The following is a 17807-nucleotide window of genomic DNA, read 5'->3' on the forward strand; positions in this document are numbered from 1 at the left end:
TTCTCTCCCCTTGATGCGCAAGCGACGCGAAACGTCATGGAGCAGATGGATTGTGTGGTGGTCGGCGCGGGTGTCGTCGGTCTTGCGATTGCGCGGGAACTGGCCGCGCGCGGGCGCGAAACCGTCGTGCTCGAGGCGGCCGACGCGATCGGCACGGGCACGAGCTCGCGCAACAGCGAGGTGATTCACGCGGGGCTTTACTACCCACGCGGTTCGCTCAAGGCGATGTCGTGCGTGCACGGACGCGACCTGTTGTACGAGTTCTGCGAGACCCGCCACGTGCCGCACCGGCGCGTGGGCAAGCTGCTCGTCGCGACGAGCGCCGCGCAGGTGAAGCAGTTGAAGGCGATCGCCGCGCGCGCGGCGGAAAACGGTGTGCTCGACCTGATGCCGCTCACGCGTGCCGAGGCGCAGACGCTCGAGCCCGCGCTCGAATGCGCGGAGGCGCTGTTCTCGCCGAGCACCGGTATCGTCGACAGTCACCAGCTGATGCTCGCGCTGCTCGGCGACGCCGAGCGCGACGGCGCGATGTGCGCGCTGAAATCCCCGGTAGAGTCGATCGACGTGCTGCGCGGCGGCCGCTTCGTGGTGCGTACCGGCGGCGACGCGCCGACCGAAATCGAGGCCGCGTGCGTGATCAACAGCGCGGGCCTCGGCGCGCAGGCGCTCGCGCGCCGCACGCGCGGGCTCGATCCGCGCTGGGTGCCGCCGCTCTATCTCGCGCGCGGCAACTACTTCAGCCTGTCCGGGCGCGCGCCGTTCTCGCACCTCGTCTATCCGATGCCCGACCGCGCGGGGCTCGGCGTGCACCTGACGCTCGACCTGGCCGGACAGGCGCGTTTCGGCCCGGACGTCGAGTGGGTCGATGCATTGCGCTACGAAGTCGATCCCGCGCGCGCACCGGCGTTCTACGCGTCGATCCGCACATACTGGCCGGGGCTACCCGACGACGCGCTGCAGCCGGCCTACGCGGGAATCCGGCCAAAGCTCGCGGGGCCCGGCGAGCCGCCGGCCGACTTCATCGTGCAGGGTGCGGCGCAGCACGGCGTGCGCGGGCTCGTGAACCTGTTCGGCATCGAGTCGCCGGGGCTGACCGCGTCGCTCGCGCTCGCGCAGCGCGTCGGCGACATGACGTCACATGCGTAACGCACGCGGCCCGCATTCGTGCGGGCCGGCCGTGTGAAATCCCTTATTTCCGGCATTTCGGCGCGCACATTCATTCGCTTGAGCGTTATTCTGTCGAACGGCCGTCGCCAGAACGGCTTTCAAACCGATAACGTTGGAGCGAGTCCCCCATGAAAACATCCCGTCGGAGTTTCCTGATTACGAGCATTGGTGCCGTGTCCGCGCTGGCGCTGTCGCGCGAAGCGCTGGCCGACGCGCCGATGCTGTCGGAAACGGATCCGGCCGCGGTGGCGCTCGGCTACAAGGCCGATGCCACGAAGGTCGACAAGACGAAGTATCCGAAATACGCAGCAGGCCAGGATTGCGCGGCCTGCATGCTGTATCAGGGCAAGAAGGGCTCGGCCTCGGGCCCGTGCGGCGCATTCCCCGGCAAGCAGGTATCGGCGAAGGGCTGGTGCAGCGCATTCACGAAGATGGGCTGACGTCCGCGGCGGCATCGTGCGATGCCGCAATGTGGCGAAAACCGCAAAACGCCCGCCATCGGACGATGGCGGGCGTTTTTTATGCTTGAAAACGGTTCCGTCGCTTTCTACACTCGCTGCAAACCAGCGCGCCGCGGCCCCCCGTGCGCCGCGCCACCCGATGGCGAATTCACGAGGACGAGGCACGCATGGCGACGATTGCGAATTCAACGAAAACGATCCGGCCCGAGCGTGCGCTGAACCGGCGGGCCGTCGCGGCGGCCGTGATCGGCAATGCGCTCGAGTGGTACGACTTCACGGTGTTCGGCTTCATGACCGTCGTGATCGCCGAACTGTTCTTTCCGACGACCAGCGAATACTCGTCGCTGCTGCTGACCACCGCGACGTTCGGCGTCGCGTTCTTCATGCGCCCGATCGGCGGCATCGTGTTCGGCCTGTACGCCGACCGCGCGGGCCGCAAGGCCGCGTTGTCGCTGGTGATCCTGCTGATGACGGCCGGCATCTTCCTGCTCGCGATCGCACCGCCCTATGCGGCGATCGGCATCGGCGGCCCGATCCTGATCGTGCTCGGCCGCCTGCTGCAGGGTTTCTCGGCGGGCGGCGAATTCGGCAGCGCGACCGCGCTCCTGATCGAAGCCGCGCCGTTCTCGAAACGCGGTTTCTACGGCAGCTGGCAGATGGCGAGCCAGGCGGCCGCGCTGCTGATCGGCGCGCTCGTCGGCGCGGCCGTCACGCGCGGGCTGTCGCACGACGCGCTGCGCAGCTGGGGCTGGCGCGTGCCGTTCATCCTCGGGCTCATGATCGGCCCGATCGGCTTCTACATCCGCCGTCATCTCGCGGATTCCGAAGCATTCCTGCACGCGCAGCAAAGCGCCCGCCGCGCGACGCTCGGCGAAGTGTTCACGCGCCATCCGCGCGAGGTGCTGTGCGGGCTCGGCTCGGTGATCGCGCTGACGGTGACGATCTACGTGCTGATCAGCTATCTGCCGACCTTCGCGGTGAAGCAGCTGAAGCTGCCGTATGCGGAATCGTTCTATGCGGTGATCGTCGGCAACCTGCTGTTGATGGTGCTGTCGCCGGTCGCGGGCGCGTGGTCGGACCGCATCGGCCGCAAGGGGCTGTCGCTGTGGTCGCTCGTGCTGACGCTCGCGTTGATGTATCCGTTGTTCGCGTGGCTCGACGCGGCGCCGAGCATCGGGCGGCTGATCGCGGTGCAGGCCGTGCTGTCGGTGACGCTCGCCGGCTACTACGGGCCGTTCGGCGCGATGATCGCCGAGCTGTTCCCGGCCAACGTGCGCTCGACGGGGCTGTCGATCGCGTACAACGTCGCGGTGATGCTGTTCGGCGGTTTCGGGCAGTTCATCGTCACGTGGCTGATCAAGGTGACGGGCACGCCGCTCGCGCCGACCTATTACGTGATGGCGGGGCTCGCGCTGTCGATCGTCGCGGTCGCGTTCGTGCCCGCGCGCAGCGCGGATCTCGACGCGCCGGCCTGACGGCCGCATTGCAGCGCGACCATCATTTCGAAATCCGCAACGATGCGGGCTTTGGCCCCGAAATCGGCGCGGCGATCGTTCGCGCCCGCGTACGAATTGTTTAGTTGTCGAAGGAAACACGCGCGGGATGAACGAATTCGCCGCCCGCGCGCGCAGACGCACTTTTTGCGTGCGCGAGACATCCGCAAAAACCCGCGCAAATGCGTCTAGAAGAGTTTTTTCTCCAGCTTGTTGCAAAATCGCTAGCTCAAGTAATATCCGCGTACCCGGCCCCAGGGGGGACCGGTTCCGATCTGGAGACCTGGAGGAAACATGGAATACAACCGTCTGTTGCACACCCTGCGTGTTACCGCCATTGCAGGCGTGGCAGCGGCATCGCTCGGCGTCGCGGGTTCTGCATTCGCACAGATCCCGAACAAAACGCTCGTCTACTGCTCAGAAGGCAGCCCGGCGGGTTTCGATTCCGCGCAATTCACGACCGGCGTCGATTTCACCGCCGCCACGTTCACCGTCTACAACCGCCTCGTCGAATTCGAGCGCGGCGGCACCAAGGTCGAGCCGGGCCTCGCCGAGAAGTGGGACGTCTCGTCCGACGGCAAGGTGTACACGTTCCACCTGCGCCATGGCGTGAAGTTCCACACGACCGACTTCTTCAAGCCGACGCGTGAATTCAACGCGGACGACGTCGTGTTCTCGTTCGAGCGCATGCTCGATCCGAACCAGGCGTTCCGCAAGGCCTACCCGGTGTCGTTCCCGTACTTCACCGACATGGGCCTCGACAAGCTGATCACGAAGGTCGAGAAGGTCGATCCGTACACCGTAAAGTTCACGTTGGCCGAGCCGAACGCGCCGTTCATCCAGAACATGGCGATGGAGTTCGCGTCGATCCTGTCGGCGGAATACGGCGATCAGCTGATGAAGGCAGGCAAGGCCGCCGACATCAACCAGAAGCCGGTCGGCACGGGCCCGTTCATCTTCCGCAGCTACACGAAGGACGCGACGATCCGTTTCGACGGGAATCCTGATTACTGGAAGAAGGGCGCCGTGAAGCTGTCGAAGCTGATCTTCTCGATCACGCCCGACCCGGGCGTGCGCGTGCAGAAGATCAAGCGCAACGAGTGCCAGGTGATGAGCTATCCGCGTCCGGCCGACATCGCGACGCTGAAGGCCGACTCGGGCATCGACATGCCGTCGCAGCCGGGCTTCAACCTCGGCTACCTCGCGTACAACGTCGAGCACAAGCCGGTCGACAAGCTCGAAGTGCGTCAGGCGCTCGACATGGCGATCAACAAGAAGGCGATCCTCGAATCCGTCTATCAGGGCGCGGGCCAGGCCGCCAGCGCACCGATGCCGCCGACCCAATGGTCGTACGACAAGAACCTGAAGATGGCGCCGAACGACACCGCGAAGGCGAAGGCGCTGCTCGCGAAGGCCGGCTATCCGAACGGTTTCGACATCACGCTGTGGGCGATGCCGGTGCAGCGCGCGTACAACCCGAACGCCCGCCTGATGGCCGAGATGATCCAGGCCGACTGGGCGAAGATCGGCGTGAAGGCGAAGATCGTCACGTACGAGTGGGGCGAGTACATCAAGCGCGCGCACACGGGCGAGCAGGACACGATGCTGATCGGCTGGACGGGCGACAACGGCGACCCCGACAACTGGCTCGGCACGCTGCTCGGCTGCGAGGCGATCAAGGGCAACAACTTCTCGCACTGGTGCTACAAGCCGTTCGACGAGCTGATCCAGAAGGGGCGCACGACGACCGGCCAGGACGCGCGCACGAAGATCTACATGCAGGCCCAGCAGATCTTCGCGCAGCAGCTGCCGTTCTCGCCGATCGCGAACTCGACGGTCTACCAGCCGGTGCGCAAGAACGTGGTCGACATGCGCATCGAGCCGCTCGGCTATGCGCGTTTCGACGGTGTCAGCGTGAAGTAACCGACCTGGCCTAAGCTGTCGTCATTGAGAAGACCGGCTTGAAATCATCCGGCGGCGAGGGGCCAAAAGCCCCTCGTCGCCGGTCGCACATTTCCCACAAGAAAATACGAGACGCATCATGTTCACATTCGTGTTGCGCCGCGTGGGGATGGTGATCCCGACCTTCATCGGCATCACCATCCTGGCGTTTGCGCTGATTCACCTGATACCGGGCGACCCCATCGAAGTGATGATGGGCGAGCGCGGCGTCGATCCCGCGATGCATGCGGAGGCAATGAAACGCCTCGGGCTCGACCAGCCGCTGCCCCTGCAGTACGTCCACTACATCGGCCGGGCGCTGCATGGCGACCTCGGCACGTCGATCATCACCAACACCAGCGTCGCGGGCGAATTCTTCGCGCGCTTCCCGGCGACCGTCGAGCTGTCGCTGTGCGCGCTCGTGTTCGCGCTCGCCGTCGGGCTGCCGGCCGGCGTGATCGCCGCGCTGCGGCGCGGCTCGGTCGTCGATCACGGCGTGATGGGCACCGCGCTCACCGGCTATTCGATGCCGATCTTCTGGTGGGGGCTGATCCTCATCATGGTGTTTTCGTCGTACCTCGGCTGGACGCCCGTGTCCGGGCGCATCGCGGTCGAATACGACTTCCCGCATCCGACCGGCTTCATGCTGATCGACGCGCTGCTCGCGCCGGACGAAGGCTCGTTCAAGTCGGCGGTCAGCCACCTGATCCTGCCCGCGGTCGTGCTCGGCACGATCCCGCTCGCGGTGATCGCGCGGATGACGCGCTCGTCGATGCTCGAAGTGCTGCGCGAGGACTACATCCGCACCGCCCGTGCGAAGGGGCTGTCGCCCGCGCGCGTGGTCGTCGTGCATGCGCTGCGCAATGCGCTGATCCCCGTCGTCACGGTGATCGGCCTGCAGATCGGCACGCTGCTGGCCGGCGCCGTGCTGACCGAGACGCTCTTTTCGTGGCCCGGTGTCGGCAAGTGGCTGATCGATGCGATCGGCCGCCGCGACTATCCGGTCGTCCAGGGCGGCATCCTGCTGATCGCGACGCTCGTGATCGTCGTGAACCTGGTCGTCGACCTGCTGTACGGCGTGCTGAATCCGCGCATCCGCCACACGAGGTAATTCCATGAGCAATCTGCAAAACACCCTGCCGAGCGAATCCGCGCCGGCCGGCGGCCGTGCGCTCGCGCTGCGCGAGTTCTGGGCCAACTTCTCGCGCAACCGCGGCGCCGTCGGCGCCGGCATCGTCGTGCTGATGCTGATCCTGGTCGCGCTCCTCGCGCCGCTGATCGCGCCGCACAGCCCGGTCGAGCAATACCGCGACTACGTGAAGATCCCGCCCGCATGGCTCGCCGGCGGCAACTGGCAGTTCATCCTCGGCACCGACGAAGCGGGCCGCGACATCCTTTCGCGCCTGATGTTCGGCGCGCGCATGTCGTTCTGGATCGGCTTCGTGTCGGTCGTGCTCGCGCTGATCCCGGGCATCGTGCTCGGGCTGGTCGCCGCGTTCTTCCAGAAATGGGCCGACACGCCGGTGATGCGCATCATGGACGTGCTGCTCGCGCTGCCGTCGCTGCTGCTCGCGGTCGCGGTCGTCGCGATCATCGGCCCGGGCCTCACCAACACGATGTTCGCGATCGCGATCGTCGCGTTGCCGGCCTACGTGCGTCTCACGCGTGCGTCGGCGCTCGGCGAACTGCAGAAGGAGTACGTGACGGCGTCGCGCGTGGCCGGTGCCGGCACGCTGCGCCTGATGTTCTCGCAGGTGCTGCCGAACTGCACGGCGCCGCTGATCGTGCAGGCGACGCTCGGCTTCTCGTCGGCCATTCTCGACGCGGCCGCGCTCGGCTTCCTCGGCCTCGGCGTGCAGCCGCCGACCGCGGAATGGGGCGCGATGCTCGCGTCCGCGCGCGACTACATCGACAACGCATGGTGGATCGTGACGATGCCCGGCCTGTCGATCCTGATTTCGGTGCTCGCGATCAACCTGCTCGGCGACGGGCTGCGCGACGCGCTCGATCCCAAACTGAAGCGGATGGCCTGACATGACCCAGAATCTTCTGACCATCCGCAATCTCGCGGTGAACTTCAACGGCCTGCCCGCTGTCGACCGGATCAACCTGTCGATCGCGCCGGGCGAGGTGGTGGGCGTCGTCGGCGAATCGGGCTCGGGCAAGAGCGTGACGATGATGGCGCTGATGGGCCTGATCGACGCGCCGGGCAAGGTGACGGCCGACGAGGTCACGTTCAACGGCGTGGACCTGCTGAAGGCGTCGCCGAAGGCGCGCCGCAAGATCGTCGGCAAGGACATCGCGATGGTGTTCCAGGACGCGCTGACGAGCCTGAATCCGAGCTACACGGTCGGCTACCAGATCAAGGAGGTGCTGAAGCTGCACGAAGGCCTGCGCGGCGACGCGCTGCACCGGCGCGCGCTCGAACTGCTCGACCAGGTCGGCATTCCCGACGCGAAGAACCGCATCACGGCGTTCCCGCACCAGATGTCGGGCGGCATGAATCAGCGCGTGATGATCGCGATGGCGGTCGCGTGCAACCCGAAGCTGCTGATCGCCGACGAGCCGACCACCGCGCTCGACGTGACGATCCAGGCGCAGATCATGGATCTGCTCGTGAAGCTGCAGAAGGAGCGCGGGATGGCGCTCGTGCTGATCTCGCACGACCTGGCCGTGGTGTCGGAGGTCGCGCAGCGTGTCGCGGTGATGTATGCGGGCGAGGTCATCGAGACCAATCGCGTGCCGGACATCTTCCGTGCGCCGCATCATCCGTACACCGAAGCGCTGCTCGCGGCGATTCCCGAGCACAATCAGGGGGCGCGTCGCCTTGCCGCATTGCCGGGCATGGTGCCCGGCCGCGATGATCGCCCGTCCGGGTGCCTGTTCGCGCCGCGCTGCAAGTACGTCGTCGACGATTGCCGCAAGGCGCGTCCGGCGCTCGATACGCTGGTGCCGGCCAACGATGCGATGCGTGCGCGCTGCATCAAGCCGCTCAATGTTTCCAACCTCGACCTCACGGGAGGCGCACGATGAATGCAGTCCACGAAACGCCTCGCGTGCCGCACGACGAGGAAGCGGTGCTGGTCGCCGACCAGCTCGCGAAGCACTACACGGTCAAGCGCGGGATGTTCGGGCAAGGCACGGTGAAGGCGCTGAACGGCGTGTCGTTCTCGCTGAAGCGCGGCAAGACGCTCGCGGTCGTCGGCGAATCGGGCTGCGGGAAATCGACGCTCGCGCGCCAGCTCACGATGATCGAGACGCCCACCTCGGGCCACCTGACGATCGACGGCAAGGACGTGGCCGGCGCGAGCCGCGAGACGGTCGCCGACCTGCGCCGCCGCGTGCAGATGGTGTTCCAGAATCCGTTCGCGTCGCTGAACCCGCGCAAGACGGTCGAGCAGACGCTCTCCGAACCGCTCGAGATCAATGCGAACCTGACGGCCGCCGAGCGCGCGGCGCGCATCGCGCAGATCATGCGCACGGTCGGCCTGCGGCCCGAGCACGCGAAGCGCTATCCGCACATGTTCTCGGGCGGCCAGCGCCAGCGGGTCGCGATCGCGCGCGCGATGATCCTCGATCCGCGGATCGTCGTCGCCGACGAGCCGGTGTCCGCGCTCGACGTGTCGATCCAGGCGCAGATCCTGAACCTGTTCATGGATCTGCAGGAGCAGTTCAAGACGAGCTACGTCTTCATCTCGCACAACCTGTCGGTGGTCGAGCACGTCGCCGACGACGTGATGGTGATGTACTTCGGCAGCGTCGCCGAGCTCGGCGACAAGGCGACGATCTACGCGCGGCCGCGCCATCCGTACACGCGCGCGCTGATGTCGGCGACGCCGGCGATCTTCGAGGAAGACCGCCGCGTGCAGATCAAGCTGCAGGGCGAGCTGCCGTCGCCGCTCAATCCGCCGTCGGGCTGCGCGTTTCACCAGCGCTGCCCGTACGCGGTCGAGCGTTGCCGTGTCGAGGAACCGCAGCTGCGCGACGTCGACGGACGCCGCGTGGCCTGCCATCGCGCCGAGGAGGTGGGGGAGGCGAATGCCTGATGGTTTGGCGGCGCGCGCGTCCGGCGTGCGCCGTTCGGGGGCCGGCAGCGCGCGCGTGATGCGCGCGTGCCGCAACGCACGGCGCTGGAGCGTGCGCACGGTCACGGGCGCGGCGCTGGCCGGCGCGTGCGTGGCGGCCGGCCTCGTCGTTTCCGTCGAGTCGGCGCGCGCCGAAGGGCGCGCGCCGGCGAGTTCGCCGATCCGTCCGTCGCAGGTTCCGCCGCCCGGCATGAGCCTGCCGGGCTTCCACGCGCCGTCCGTGTCGAACGGCACGGTCGCGCGCGGCACGGTGCGCGTGCAGCCCGCGCGCATGCCGTTCTATGTCGCCACCCGGGGCAAGCTCACGCTGTACGTGCTCGGCACGCTGCACACGGGCGACCCGTCCGACTATCCGCCCGCTCAGCCGTTCCGGCCGCGCATCCTCGGGGCGCTCGCGGCGTCGCCGACGCTCGCGCTCGAGCTGTCGCCGGACGATCTGCTCGAATCGCAGGACGACGTGTCGAAGTACGGCGTGTGCCGCTACCCGTGCCTGCAGCGCCTGTTGCCCGAGCCGCTGTGGCAGCGCCTCGCGGGGCGCCTGCGCGGCAATCCGGCCGCGCTCGCGGAGATTCGCCGGATGCGGCCGTGGCTCGCGGCGCTGGTCGTCGAAACCTACGACTCGCTGGCGGCCGGCCTGCAGACGGAATACGGCACCGAGGCGCAACTTCAGAACGTATTCCTGAAGAAGAAGGGCGGCCGCGTGATCGGGCTCGAGACGCTCGCCGAGCAGATGCGCGCGTTCACCGGGCTGACGCTCGCCGAGCAGCGCGAGATGCTCGCGCAGGACATGGTGCAGACGCCGGCGCAGAACGCCGACGACATCAAGGCGCTGCACCGGTTGTGGCAAATTGGCGACGCCGATGCGATCTCGGCGTGGGCGGTCGCGAAGAGCGAGCGGCTGGCCCGTTCGAAGGCGCTGTCGGCGTCGATCGACAACAAGATCCTGTACGAACGCAACCGGCGCTTCGTTGCACGGATGACGGCAATCGCCGCGCCGAACCGGCCGGTATTCGTCGCCATCGGCGCGCTGCATCTGGGCGGCCCGCGCGGCGTGCTCGAATTGTTGCGCCAGCAAGGGTATCAGGTCGACGCGAACTGATCGCGCCGGGCGCCGCGCACCGATCCTCCCCTGTTTGATCGACGATACGCACGCGCTGCGAGGCGCCTGTGCGGCCGCGCGATTCGATAAGGAAAACCCTTGAATCCTCAGGAAATAGCGTTTAAAACGATTGACATCCGGTTCTGCCGATCTCTATTCTTCATCCCACAAGTTGAAAAATTGAAAAGAATAGAAAAAGTTCTACGGGGTAGCAGAAAACAAAGCGCGGGGTTAGCGTAGCCGGCACGTGATGATCGTGCCGGCCGCGGAGTGTCTGCATGCACGGCGGGGCCAACATCGTCGGGACAACAAATGCATGCGACAGACTTGCGGATAAGCGACGTTCCGTCGTCCGACCGGGGGAAGCAGCAATCGGGCGGCGGCGGACGTTTTTTAATCCGGAGCATTATTCCGGTCACCGTCGACAGACGGTTTCGGGGGGCGAATCGACAGACGGCGAAGTCCGCGGCGATTGCGCCAACAGAAAAGCGCCACGAGGGCGCTTTTTTTCTTTGGTGCGGCGGTTTTCGTCGGGCGGCGGCGCGGCTTGCGCGCCGGTCAGGCGCCTTCGTCGGCTTCCAGCGCGCCCGGGGCGACGACGTCGATGCCGGCCGCTTCGAGCGCCGCGCGGATCCGCTTCGCGAACGCGAGCGCATGCGGGCCGTCGCCGTGCAGACAGACCGTCTGCGCATTGAGCGGCACCCACTCGCCGCTCACCGACTGCACCCGCCGATCGCGCACCATGTCGAGCGTGCGGGCGAGCACCGCGTCCTCGTCATCGATCAGCGCGCCGGGCTGGCTGCGCGGCACGAGCGAGCCGTCCGCGCGGTAGCCGCGATCGGCGAACACTTCCTCCACCGCGGCGAGCCCCGCGTGGCGCGCGGCCGCGACGAACACGCTGTTCGCGAGCCCGAAAACGGCAAGCGACGGATCGAAGTCGTGGATCGCGGACACCACCGCGTCGGCGATCATCGGGTCGCGCGCGGCCTGGTTGTACAGCGCGCCGTGCGGCTTCACGTGCGCGATGCGGCCGCCCTCGGCCTGCGCGATCGCCGATAGCGCGCCGAGCTGGTACAGCACGCCGGCATAGATGTCGCCGGCCGGCAGCTGCATTTCCTTGCGGCCGAAATTCTCCGGGTCGTGAAAGCTCGGGTGCGCGCCGATCGACACGCCTTTCTGCACGGCCCAGCGCACGCAGTCGCGCATCGCATTGGCGCCGCCTGCATGCCAGCCGCACGCGATGTTCGCCGACGTGACGAGGTCGAGCAGCGCCTCGTCCGATCCGCATCCTTCGCCGAGATCGGCATTCAGATCGATTTCCATGATGTTCCTCGTCCACTGATGGCGTGGCGCGTCCTTCGTCCTGCTTCCGCCATTGTCACGCCGCGCGCGATTGCGCGCGGCGGCGGGTCTCCTCGCGCATCTCGATCGCGACGTCGATCTGACGCAGATAGGCACGTTCTGCGGTCAGGGCGGCGCGCGCGGCGTCGGGTGTCGTGCGCACGAAGCGGATCGGCAGGTTGAGCCGCGCCTGTGCGAGTTTCCAGAGATCCGCGCGGATCACCGTGCCGATCTTCGGATAGCCGCCGGTGGTCTGCGCGTCGTGCATCAGCACGATCGGCTGGCCGTTCGGCGGCACCTGGATCGTGCCGGGCAGCACCGCGTGCGACAGCAGCTCGACCGGCCGCTCGCGCACCAGCTCGGCGCCGGCGAGGCGATAGCCCATCCGGTTGCTGTTCGCGGTGACGAGCCATTCCTCGTCCCAGAACGCCTGCTGTGAATCGGCCGCGAACGACGCGTAGTCGGGGCCCGGCAGCACGCGCACGGGCATCGCCCACGGCGCATGCGCGGGCCGGTGGCGGCGCGGCGGTTCGTCGACGCGCACGAACGCGCACCACGCGGGCGCCTTCACGCCGAATTCGGGCGCATTGGCCGCGAGGCAGCCGGCGCCGGCCGGCGGCACACCGACCGGAAGCCGATCGCCGTCGCGCAGCGCGCGGCCGCCGAGGCCGCCGAAGCGCGATGCGAGATCGGTGCTGCGCGAGCCGAGCATCGGCAGCACGTCGATGCCGCCGGCGATGCACAGATAGCCGCGCATCCCGCGTTTCGCGGCCGGCAGCACGAGCGTTTGCCCGGCCTCGACCGGCAGGCTCCACCAGGAATACACGGGCTTGCCGTCGAGCGTCGCGCCGAATTCGGTGCCGGTGATCGCGATGCGCGTCGCGCGCGTGAAGCGGAACGCGGCCGGGCCGATCGTGATTTCGACGGCCGCCGCGTCGGGGCGATTGCCGACCAGCCGGTTGCCGACTTCGAGCGCGAGGCCGTCGAGCGCGCCGCCCTGCGCGACGCCGAGATGGCGCATGCCGCGGCGGCCGAGATCCTGCACGGTCGACAACGGGCCGGCGCGGACCACCTCGATCGTGCCCGGTGCGGTGTTCTGGGTCATGTCGCGTCGACTCCGGCAATGGTGAAGCGCACGCGGTCGCCGGGCAGCAGCAGCGCCGGCTGCGGCCGCGCCGGGTCGAACAGCACGTGCGACGTGCGGCCGATCAGCTGCCAGCCGCCGGGCGACGTGGCCGGGTAGATGCCCGTCTGCGCCCCGCCGATGCCGACCGAGCCGGCCGGCACTTCCAGGCGCGGCGCCGCGCGGCGCGGCGTGTGCAGCGACGCATCGAGGCCGCCGAGATAGGCGAAGCCCGGCTGGAAGCCGACGAAGAACACGACGTATTCGCCGGCCGCATGACGCGCGACGACTTCGTCGGCCGGCAGCCCGGTGTGCGCGGCGACGGCCGCCAGGTCGGGGCCGGCCGCACCGCCGTATTCGACGGGGATGTCGATCTCGCGGCCGTCCGCATGCTCGACGTCGGCGGTTTCCCACGCGTCGCGCAGCGCGGGCGTGAGCGACTCGGCCGTCGCGGCGAGCGCGTCGAACACGATCGTCAGGTTGTTCATGCCCGGCACGACGTCGATCACGTCGGGCCACGCGCGCGCGACCTCGGCGACGGCCCAGACGCGGCGCTGGCAATCGAGCGTGGCGGGCGGCGGCACCTCGCAGACGAGGGCGGCGTCGCCGAGCGGATAAATGCGGGGTTGCGTCATCGGACTGGCACGGTTTGGACGGCAATGTTAGCGCACATTGTCAATAAAATATCGACAACTTCCCAATAAGCGTTTTCGCCTAGCCCGTATGTCCGGGCTTCTGGCGTACACTCGGCACACCCTGTCATCCGGCTTGCGCCGCCTTTCCATGAAGCGTCCTGCGACCAAGATCGTGTCATCCGAACACCTCGTTTCCGATTCGAGCGCGGAGCTGTCGGAACTCGAATACGGGCTCATCATGGCCGGCAATGCGTTCAATCGCTGGATGGTGCGCTGCATGTCGGCCGCGGGCGCGAAGGACATGACGGCGGTCGAGGTGTCGCTGCTGCATCACGTCAGCCATCGCGAACGCAAGAAGAAGCTCGCCGACATCTGCTTCGTGCTCAATATCGAGGATACGCACGTCGCGACCTATGCGCTGAAAAAACTGATCGCGCGCGGCTATGTGAAGAGCGAGAAGAGCGGCAAGGAAGTGTTCTTCTTCGCGACCGACGCGGGCCGCGAGCTGTGCATGAAGTATCGGGAGGTGCGCGAGCATTGCCTGATCGAGACGCTGAAGGACAGCGGCCTCACCAACGAGCAGATCGGCGACGCGGCGCAGCTGCTGCGCCACGCATCGGGCCTCTACGACACGGCCGCGCGCGCGGCGGCGTCGCTGTAAACGATTGCGGACGGGACGGTCGACGCGGTGACGCGCGGCATGCCGCAGACTTCGCGTCGCGCGCCCCGTCATCCGGCGGCCGGGTAAAGCGCGCCGTCGGTCACGATCCAGCGCATCGCGAGATCGTGCGCTTCGGCCGGCAGCGCGTCCACGCGGCACGCTTCATACGCGATGCCGACCGTCACCGGCAGCGTGTCGCCCGGCCACACCGCGAGCGTGCGGTCGTAATAGCCGCCGCCATAGCCGAGCCGGTAGCGCTGCAGATCGAATCCCACACACGGAATCAGCAACAGATCGGGCACGACGACGGCCCCCGACGCCGGCTCCGGAATCCGGTGATGCCCTTCGCGCATCGGCGTGTGCGCATCCCACGCATGGAACGCGAGCGGCGTGTGCTTCTCGCCGATCACCGGCAGCGCGGCGCGGCGACCCGGGCCTGCCGCGGACCACGCGAGCACCGCGTCGCGTGCGTCGAATTCGCCCGGCAGCGGCCAGTAGAAGCCGACCGTGCGCGGCGCGAGCCGCTCGAGCAACAGGCGCAGCCGCGCGTCGAGCGCGGCGTTCGCGGCGGGCTGCGACGCGGCGTCGCGACGCGCGCCGGACAGCGTTTTGCGCAGTGCAACCTTCGGGTTCGGCACAGGGTTGCATGCTATGCTTTCGCTCACTTCGTGCTCCATTCAAAACGATGTCGAACAGCCTTTTCCGAGTATATCGCGCGGTCGCGCTCGCGCTTTCTGCCGCCGCGCTCGTCGCGGGCACGGCCGCGTGCGCCGCACCGAACGACGACACGCTCGCCGGGGACGACCAGATCTTCGTGCAGCTGCGCGAAGCCGCGCGCCGCAACGACGCCGCGAAGGCCGCGCAGCTCGCGGCGATGATCCCGAACTATCCGGTCCCGTCCTACGTCGAGTATTTCCAGATCAAGCCGCAACTGTTCGATTCGACGGGCCGCGCACGTGTCGACGCACCCGACGCCCCCGTGCAGTCGTTCCTGCAGCGCTACGACGGTCAGGCGATCGCCGACCGCCTGCGCAACGACTACCTGCTCGTGCTCGGCGCGCGCCACGACTGGCGCAGCTTCGACGAGCAGTACAAGCGCTTCGTGCTCGACGACGACACGCAGGTCAAGTGCTACGCGCTCGAATCGCGCGCGGCGCGCGGCGAGAACGTCGCCGAGGCGGCGCGCGCGCTGCTCGTCGAGCCGAAATACTACGGCGACGCCTGTGTCGACCTGATTACGGCGCTCACCGTCAACCAGCAGTTCACGAGCGACGACGTGTGGCAGCAGGCACGCCTCGCTTACGAGCAGAACTACACGACGCTCGGCGGGAAGATCGTCGACGCGCTCGGCGCGCGGCCGGTCGGCTTCGATCAGGCGACCAGCGCGCCGCCGCTGTATCTCGCGCGCGGCGTCGGCCCCGACGCGGCATCGCACCAGCTCGCGCTGATCGCGCTCGGCCGCATGGCGCGCAACGACCCGGACGCCGCGGCGGGAATGCTGACGTCCATCGCCGGCTCGCTGACGAAGCAGGAGCAGGCGATCGCATGGGGCGCGATCGGCTACCAGGGGGCGATCAAGCGCTCGGCGCTCGCATCGGTCTGGTATGCGAAATCCGCGAACGCGCCGCTGTCGAACCCGGGTTACGAATGGCGCACGCGCGCCGCGTTGCTCGTCGGCAACTGGCCGATGGTGCGCTGGTCGATCGAACAGATGCCGCCGTCGCTGCGCAGCGATCCGGCGTGGATCTACTGGCATGCACGCGCGCTCAAGCAGAGCGGCGACACGCTGCAGGCGAACCAGGAATTCGAGCAGGTCGCGGGCCAGTTCAACTTCTACGGGCAGCTCGCCGGCGAGGAGCTCGGCCAGCGCACGTCGGTCCCGCCGCGCACGAAGGTGAGCGACGCCGACGTCGACGCGATGAGCAAGATCCCCGGATTCGCGCTCGCGCAACGCTTCTATGGGCTGAACCTGCGCCTCGAAGGCAACCGCGAATGGAACTGGCCGCTGCGCGGGATGACCGATCGCCAACTGCTCGCGGCCGCCGAATACGGCAAGCGCATCGACCTGCTCGACCGCACGGTCAACACGGCCGACCGCACGAAGGCCGAGCACGACTTCACGCTGCGCTACCCGTCGCCGTATCGCGACATCGTCGAGCGCTACGCGCAGTCGACCGGCCTCGACATCGAATGGGCGTACGGGCTGATCCGCCAGGAATCGCGCTTCATCACGAACGCGCGTTCGTCGGTCGGCGCGGGCGGGCTGATGCAGCTGATGCCGGCCACCGCGCAGCTCGTCGCGAAGAAGCTCGGGATGGGCACGATCACGCGTGCGCAGATGCACGACATCAATACGAACATCCAGCTCGGCACCTGGTACCTGTCGGACATCTACAACAACTTCGACAGCTCGCCGGTGCTGGCGACGGCCGGCTACAACGCGGGCCCGGGCCGGCCGCGCCAGTGGCGCCAGGTGTTGACGCAGCCGGTCGAAGGCGCGATCTTCGCGGAGACGATTCCGTTCAACGAGACGCGCGACTACGTGAAGAACGTGCTGTCGAATACCGTCTACTACGCGGCGCTCTTCGAGGGCAAACCGCAGTCGTTGAAGAAACGCCTGGGCATGATCTCGCCCTGATCCGCAATCTTCATACTGCCGCGCGAGACGCGGCAGTGTGCAAGGGGCTGTTCACGCTGATACCGGGCTTGTTCCCCTGACTGGAAAAGTCATTTGTGGGGCTGGCCGCCAGCGCAAGCCCGTTATTGGCGTGAACAGCTCCTTGGAGGTCTCGAACATGGATCGCCAGACCGTCGCGCTGTTGGGCGGCACCGGCTTCATCGGCAGCCGGCTCGTCAATGCGCTGATCGACGCCGGCAAGCAGGTGCGGATCGCCACGCGGCGGCGCGAGCATGCACGCCACCTGCAGATGCTGCCGGTCGAGATCGTCGAGCTCGACGCGTTCGATCCGCGCACGCTGGCGCGGTTCGTCGCCGGCGCGCATGCGGCCGTCAACCTCGTCGGCGTGCTGCACGGCGGCCGCGGCACGCCGTACGGGCCCGGGTTCGAGCGCGCGCACGTCGCGCTGCCGGCCGCGCTGGCCGCCGCGTGCGTCGAAGTCGGCGTGCGGCGCGTGCTGCACATGAGCGCGCTCGGCGCCGATTCGCACGGCCCGAGCATGTACCAGCGCTCGAAGGGCGACGGCGAGGCCGCGCTGCATGCGGTCGCGGCGACCGACTCGCTCGCGCTGACGATCTTCCGCCCGTCGGTCGTGTTCGGCCCCGGCGACGCGTTCCTGAACACGTTCGCGAACCTGCAGCGCACGCTGCCGGTGCTGCCGCTCGCGATGCCCGATGCGCGCTTCCAGCCGGTGTTCGTCGGCGACGTCGTGCGCGCGTTCGTCAACACGCTCGATCTCGCGGCCGCGCACGGCAAGACTTACGAACTCGGCGGTCCCACCGTCTACACGCTCGAGCAGTTGGTGCGTTATTGCGGCACGCTGGTCGGCCGGCAGGCACGCATCGTGCGCCTGCCCGACGCGCTCGCGCGGCTGCAGGCGAGCGTGTTCGAATGCCTGCCCGGCGAGCCGGTGATCACGCGCGACAATCTCGCGTCGATGTCGGTGCCGAACGTGCTGTCCGGGCCGCTCGCGCCCGAACTCGGGATCTCGCCCGCGAGTCTCGAGAGCATCGCGCCCGCGTATCTCGGCCATGCCGCGCGGCGCTCCCGCTTCGACTGGTTCCGCTCGCGCCGCTAGGCGCCGCGGGTCGTCGCTTCCGTCATTCACTTTCGCGCTTTTCGGA

Annotated in this window: 16 protein-coding genes; 12 read left to right on the plus strand and 4 right to left on the minus strand. The window is 67.8% G+C overall.

Annotation, left to right across the window (positions count from 1 at the left end; genetic code table 11):
* Nucleotides 1–36: 36 nt before the first annotated feature.
* The 9 genes from WS49_RS27025 (at nt 37) to WS49_RS27065 (ending at nt 10246) form a co-directional block, all read left to right on the plus strand.
* Nucleotides 37–1146, plus strand: a complete 1110-nt coding sequence (locus WS49_RS27025) for an NAD(P)/FAD-dependent oxidoreductase (protein ID WP_059535038.1) — start codon at nt 37–39, stop codon at nt 1144–1146.
* A 149-nt stretch (nt 1147–1295) separates the two neighbouring features.
* Nucleotides 1296–1607 (plus strand): high-potential iron-sulfur protein, encoded by a 312-nt coding sequence (locus tag WS49_RS27030; RefSeq protein ID WP_059535040.1) that lies wholly within the window; start codon nt 1296–1298, stop codon nt 1605–1607.
* Between the two features lie 188 nt (nt 1608–1795).
* Nucleotides 1796–3103: an MFS transporter gene (locus WS49_RS27035; protein ID WP_059535043.1), complete on the plus strand. Its 1308-nt coding sequence runs from the start codon at nt 1796–1798 to the stop codon at nt 3101–3103.
* 312 nt (nt 3104–3415) lie between these two features.
* Nucleotides 3416–5044, plus strand: coding sequence for an ABC transporter substrate-binding protein (locus WS49_RS27040; RefSeq protein WP_059535044.1), 1629 nt, complete (start codon nt 3416–3418; stop codon nt 5042–5044).
* Nucleotides 5045–5162: 118 nt separating this feature from the next.
* Nucleotides 5163–6173 carry an ABC transporter permease subunit gene (locus tag WS49_RS27045; protein WP_059535046.1) on the plus strand — a complete coding sequence of 337 codons (1011 nt, stop codon included), beginning with the start codon at nt 5163–5165 and terminating at the stop codon, nt 6171–6173.
* A 4-nt stretch (nt 6174–6177) separates the two neighbouring features.
* Nucleotides 6178–7095 (plus strand): ABC transporter permease subunit, encoded by a 918-nt coding sequence (locus WS49_RS27050; protein WP_059535048.1) that lies wholly within the window; start codon nt 6178–6180, stop codon nt 7093–7095.
* Between the two features lies 1 nt (nt 7096).
* Nucleotides 7097–8095 (plus strand): ABC transporter ATP-binding protein, encoded by a 999-nt coding sequence (locus WS49_RS27055; RefSeq protein ID WP_059535050.1) that lies wholly within the window; start codon nt 7097–7099, stop codon nt 8093–8095.
* Nucleotides 8092–9108 carry a peptide ABC transporter ATP-binding protein gene (locus WS49_RS27060; protein WP_059535052.1) on the plus strand — a complete coding sequence of 339 codons (1017 nt, stop codon included), beginning with the start codon at nt 8092–8094 and terminating at the stop codon, nt 9106–9108. The genes WS49_RS27055 and WS49_RS27060 overlap by 4 nt, the downstream gene beginning before the upstream one ends.
* Entirely contained in the window at nt 9101–10246 is a 1146-nt protein-coding gene (locus WS49_RS27065; RefSeq protein WP_059535054.1) for a TraB/GumN family protein, read from the plus strand. The genes WS49_RS27060 and WS49_RS27065 overlap by 8 nt, the downstream gene beginning before the upstream one ends.
* A gap of 558 nt (nt 10247–10804) precedes the next feature.
* On the opposite strand, the gene pxpA is transcribed toward WS49_RS27065, so the two are convergent.
* From pxpA to pxpB, 3 genes are read right to left on the minus strand one after another with little or no spacing between them, the layout of a single operon-like run.
* Nucleotides 10805–11569: a 5-oxoprolinase subunit PxpA gene (pxpA, locus tag WS49_RS27070; RefSeq protein ID WP_059535055.1), complete on the minus strand. Its 765-nt coding sequence runs from the start codon at nt 11567–11569 to the stop codon at nt 10805–10807.
* A 55-nt stretch (nt 11570–11624) separates the two neighbouring features.
* Nucleotides 11625–12692: a biotin-dependent carboxyltransferase family protein gene (locus tag WS49_RS27075; protein WP_059535057.1), complete on the minus strand. Its 1068-nt coding sequence runs from the start codon at nt 12690–12692 to the stop codon at nt 11625–11627.
* Nucleotides 12689–13345 carry a 5-oxoprolinase subunit PxpB gene (pxpB, locus tag WS49_RS27080; RefSeq protein WP_059535059.1) on the minus strand — a complete coding sequence of 219 codons (657 nt, stop codon included), beginning with the start codon at nt 13343–13345 and terminating at the stop codon, nt 12689–12691. Before pxpB ends, WS49_RS27075 begins: the two co-directional genes overlap by 4 nt.
* Before the next feature lie 148 nt (nt 13346–13493).
* Here pxpB and WS49_RS27085 point away from each other — a divergent pair, with 148 nt between their 5' ends.
* Nucleotides 13494–14006 (plus strand): winged helix DNA-binding protein, encoded by a 513-nt coding sequence (locus WS49_RS27085; protein ID WP_059535061.1) that lies wholly within the window; start codon nt 13494–13496, stop codon nt 14004–14006.
* Between the two features lie 68 nt (nt 14007–14074).
* Here WS49_RS27085 and WS49_RS27090 read toward each other — a convergent pair whose 3' ends face one another.
* Nucleotides 14075–14683 (minus strand): 5-formyltetrahydrofolate cyclo-ligase, encoded by a 609-nt coding sequence (locus WS49_RS27090; protein WP_059535063.1) that lies wholly within the window; start codon nt 14681–14683, stop codon nt 14075–14077.
* An 8-nt stretch (nt 14684–14691) separates the two neighbouring features.
* On the opposite strand from WS49_RS27090, the gene WS49_RS27095 reads away from it, so the two are divergent.
* Together WS49_RS27095 and WS49_RS27100 are read left to right on the plus strand one after the other, a co-directional pair.
* Nucleotides 14692–16644, plus strand: coding sequence for a lytic transglycosylase domain-containing protein (locus WS49_RS27095; protein ID WP_059535065.1), 1953 nt, complete (start codon nt 14692–14694; stop codon nt 16642–16644).
* A gap of 157 nt (nt 16645–16801) precedes the next feature.
* Nucleotides 16802–17761 carry a complex I NDUFA9 subunit family protein gene (locus tag WS49_RS27100; protein WP_059535067.1) on the plus strand — a complete coding sequence of 320 codons (960 nt, stop codon included), beginning with the start codon at nt 16802–16804 and terminating at the stop codon, nt 17759–17761.
* The last annotated feature ends 46 nt before the right edge of the window (nt 17762–17807 follow it).

This window comes from Burkholderia sp. RF7-non_BP4 (assembly GCF_001521935.1).
Classification (GTDB): Bacteria; Pseudomonadota; Gammaproteobacteria; order Burkholderiales; family Burkholderiaceae; genus Burkholderia; species Burkholderia diffusa.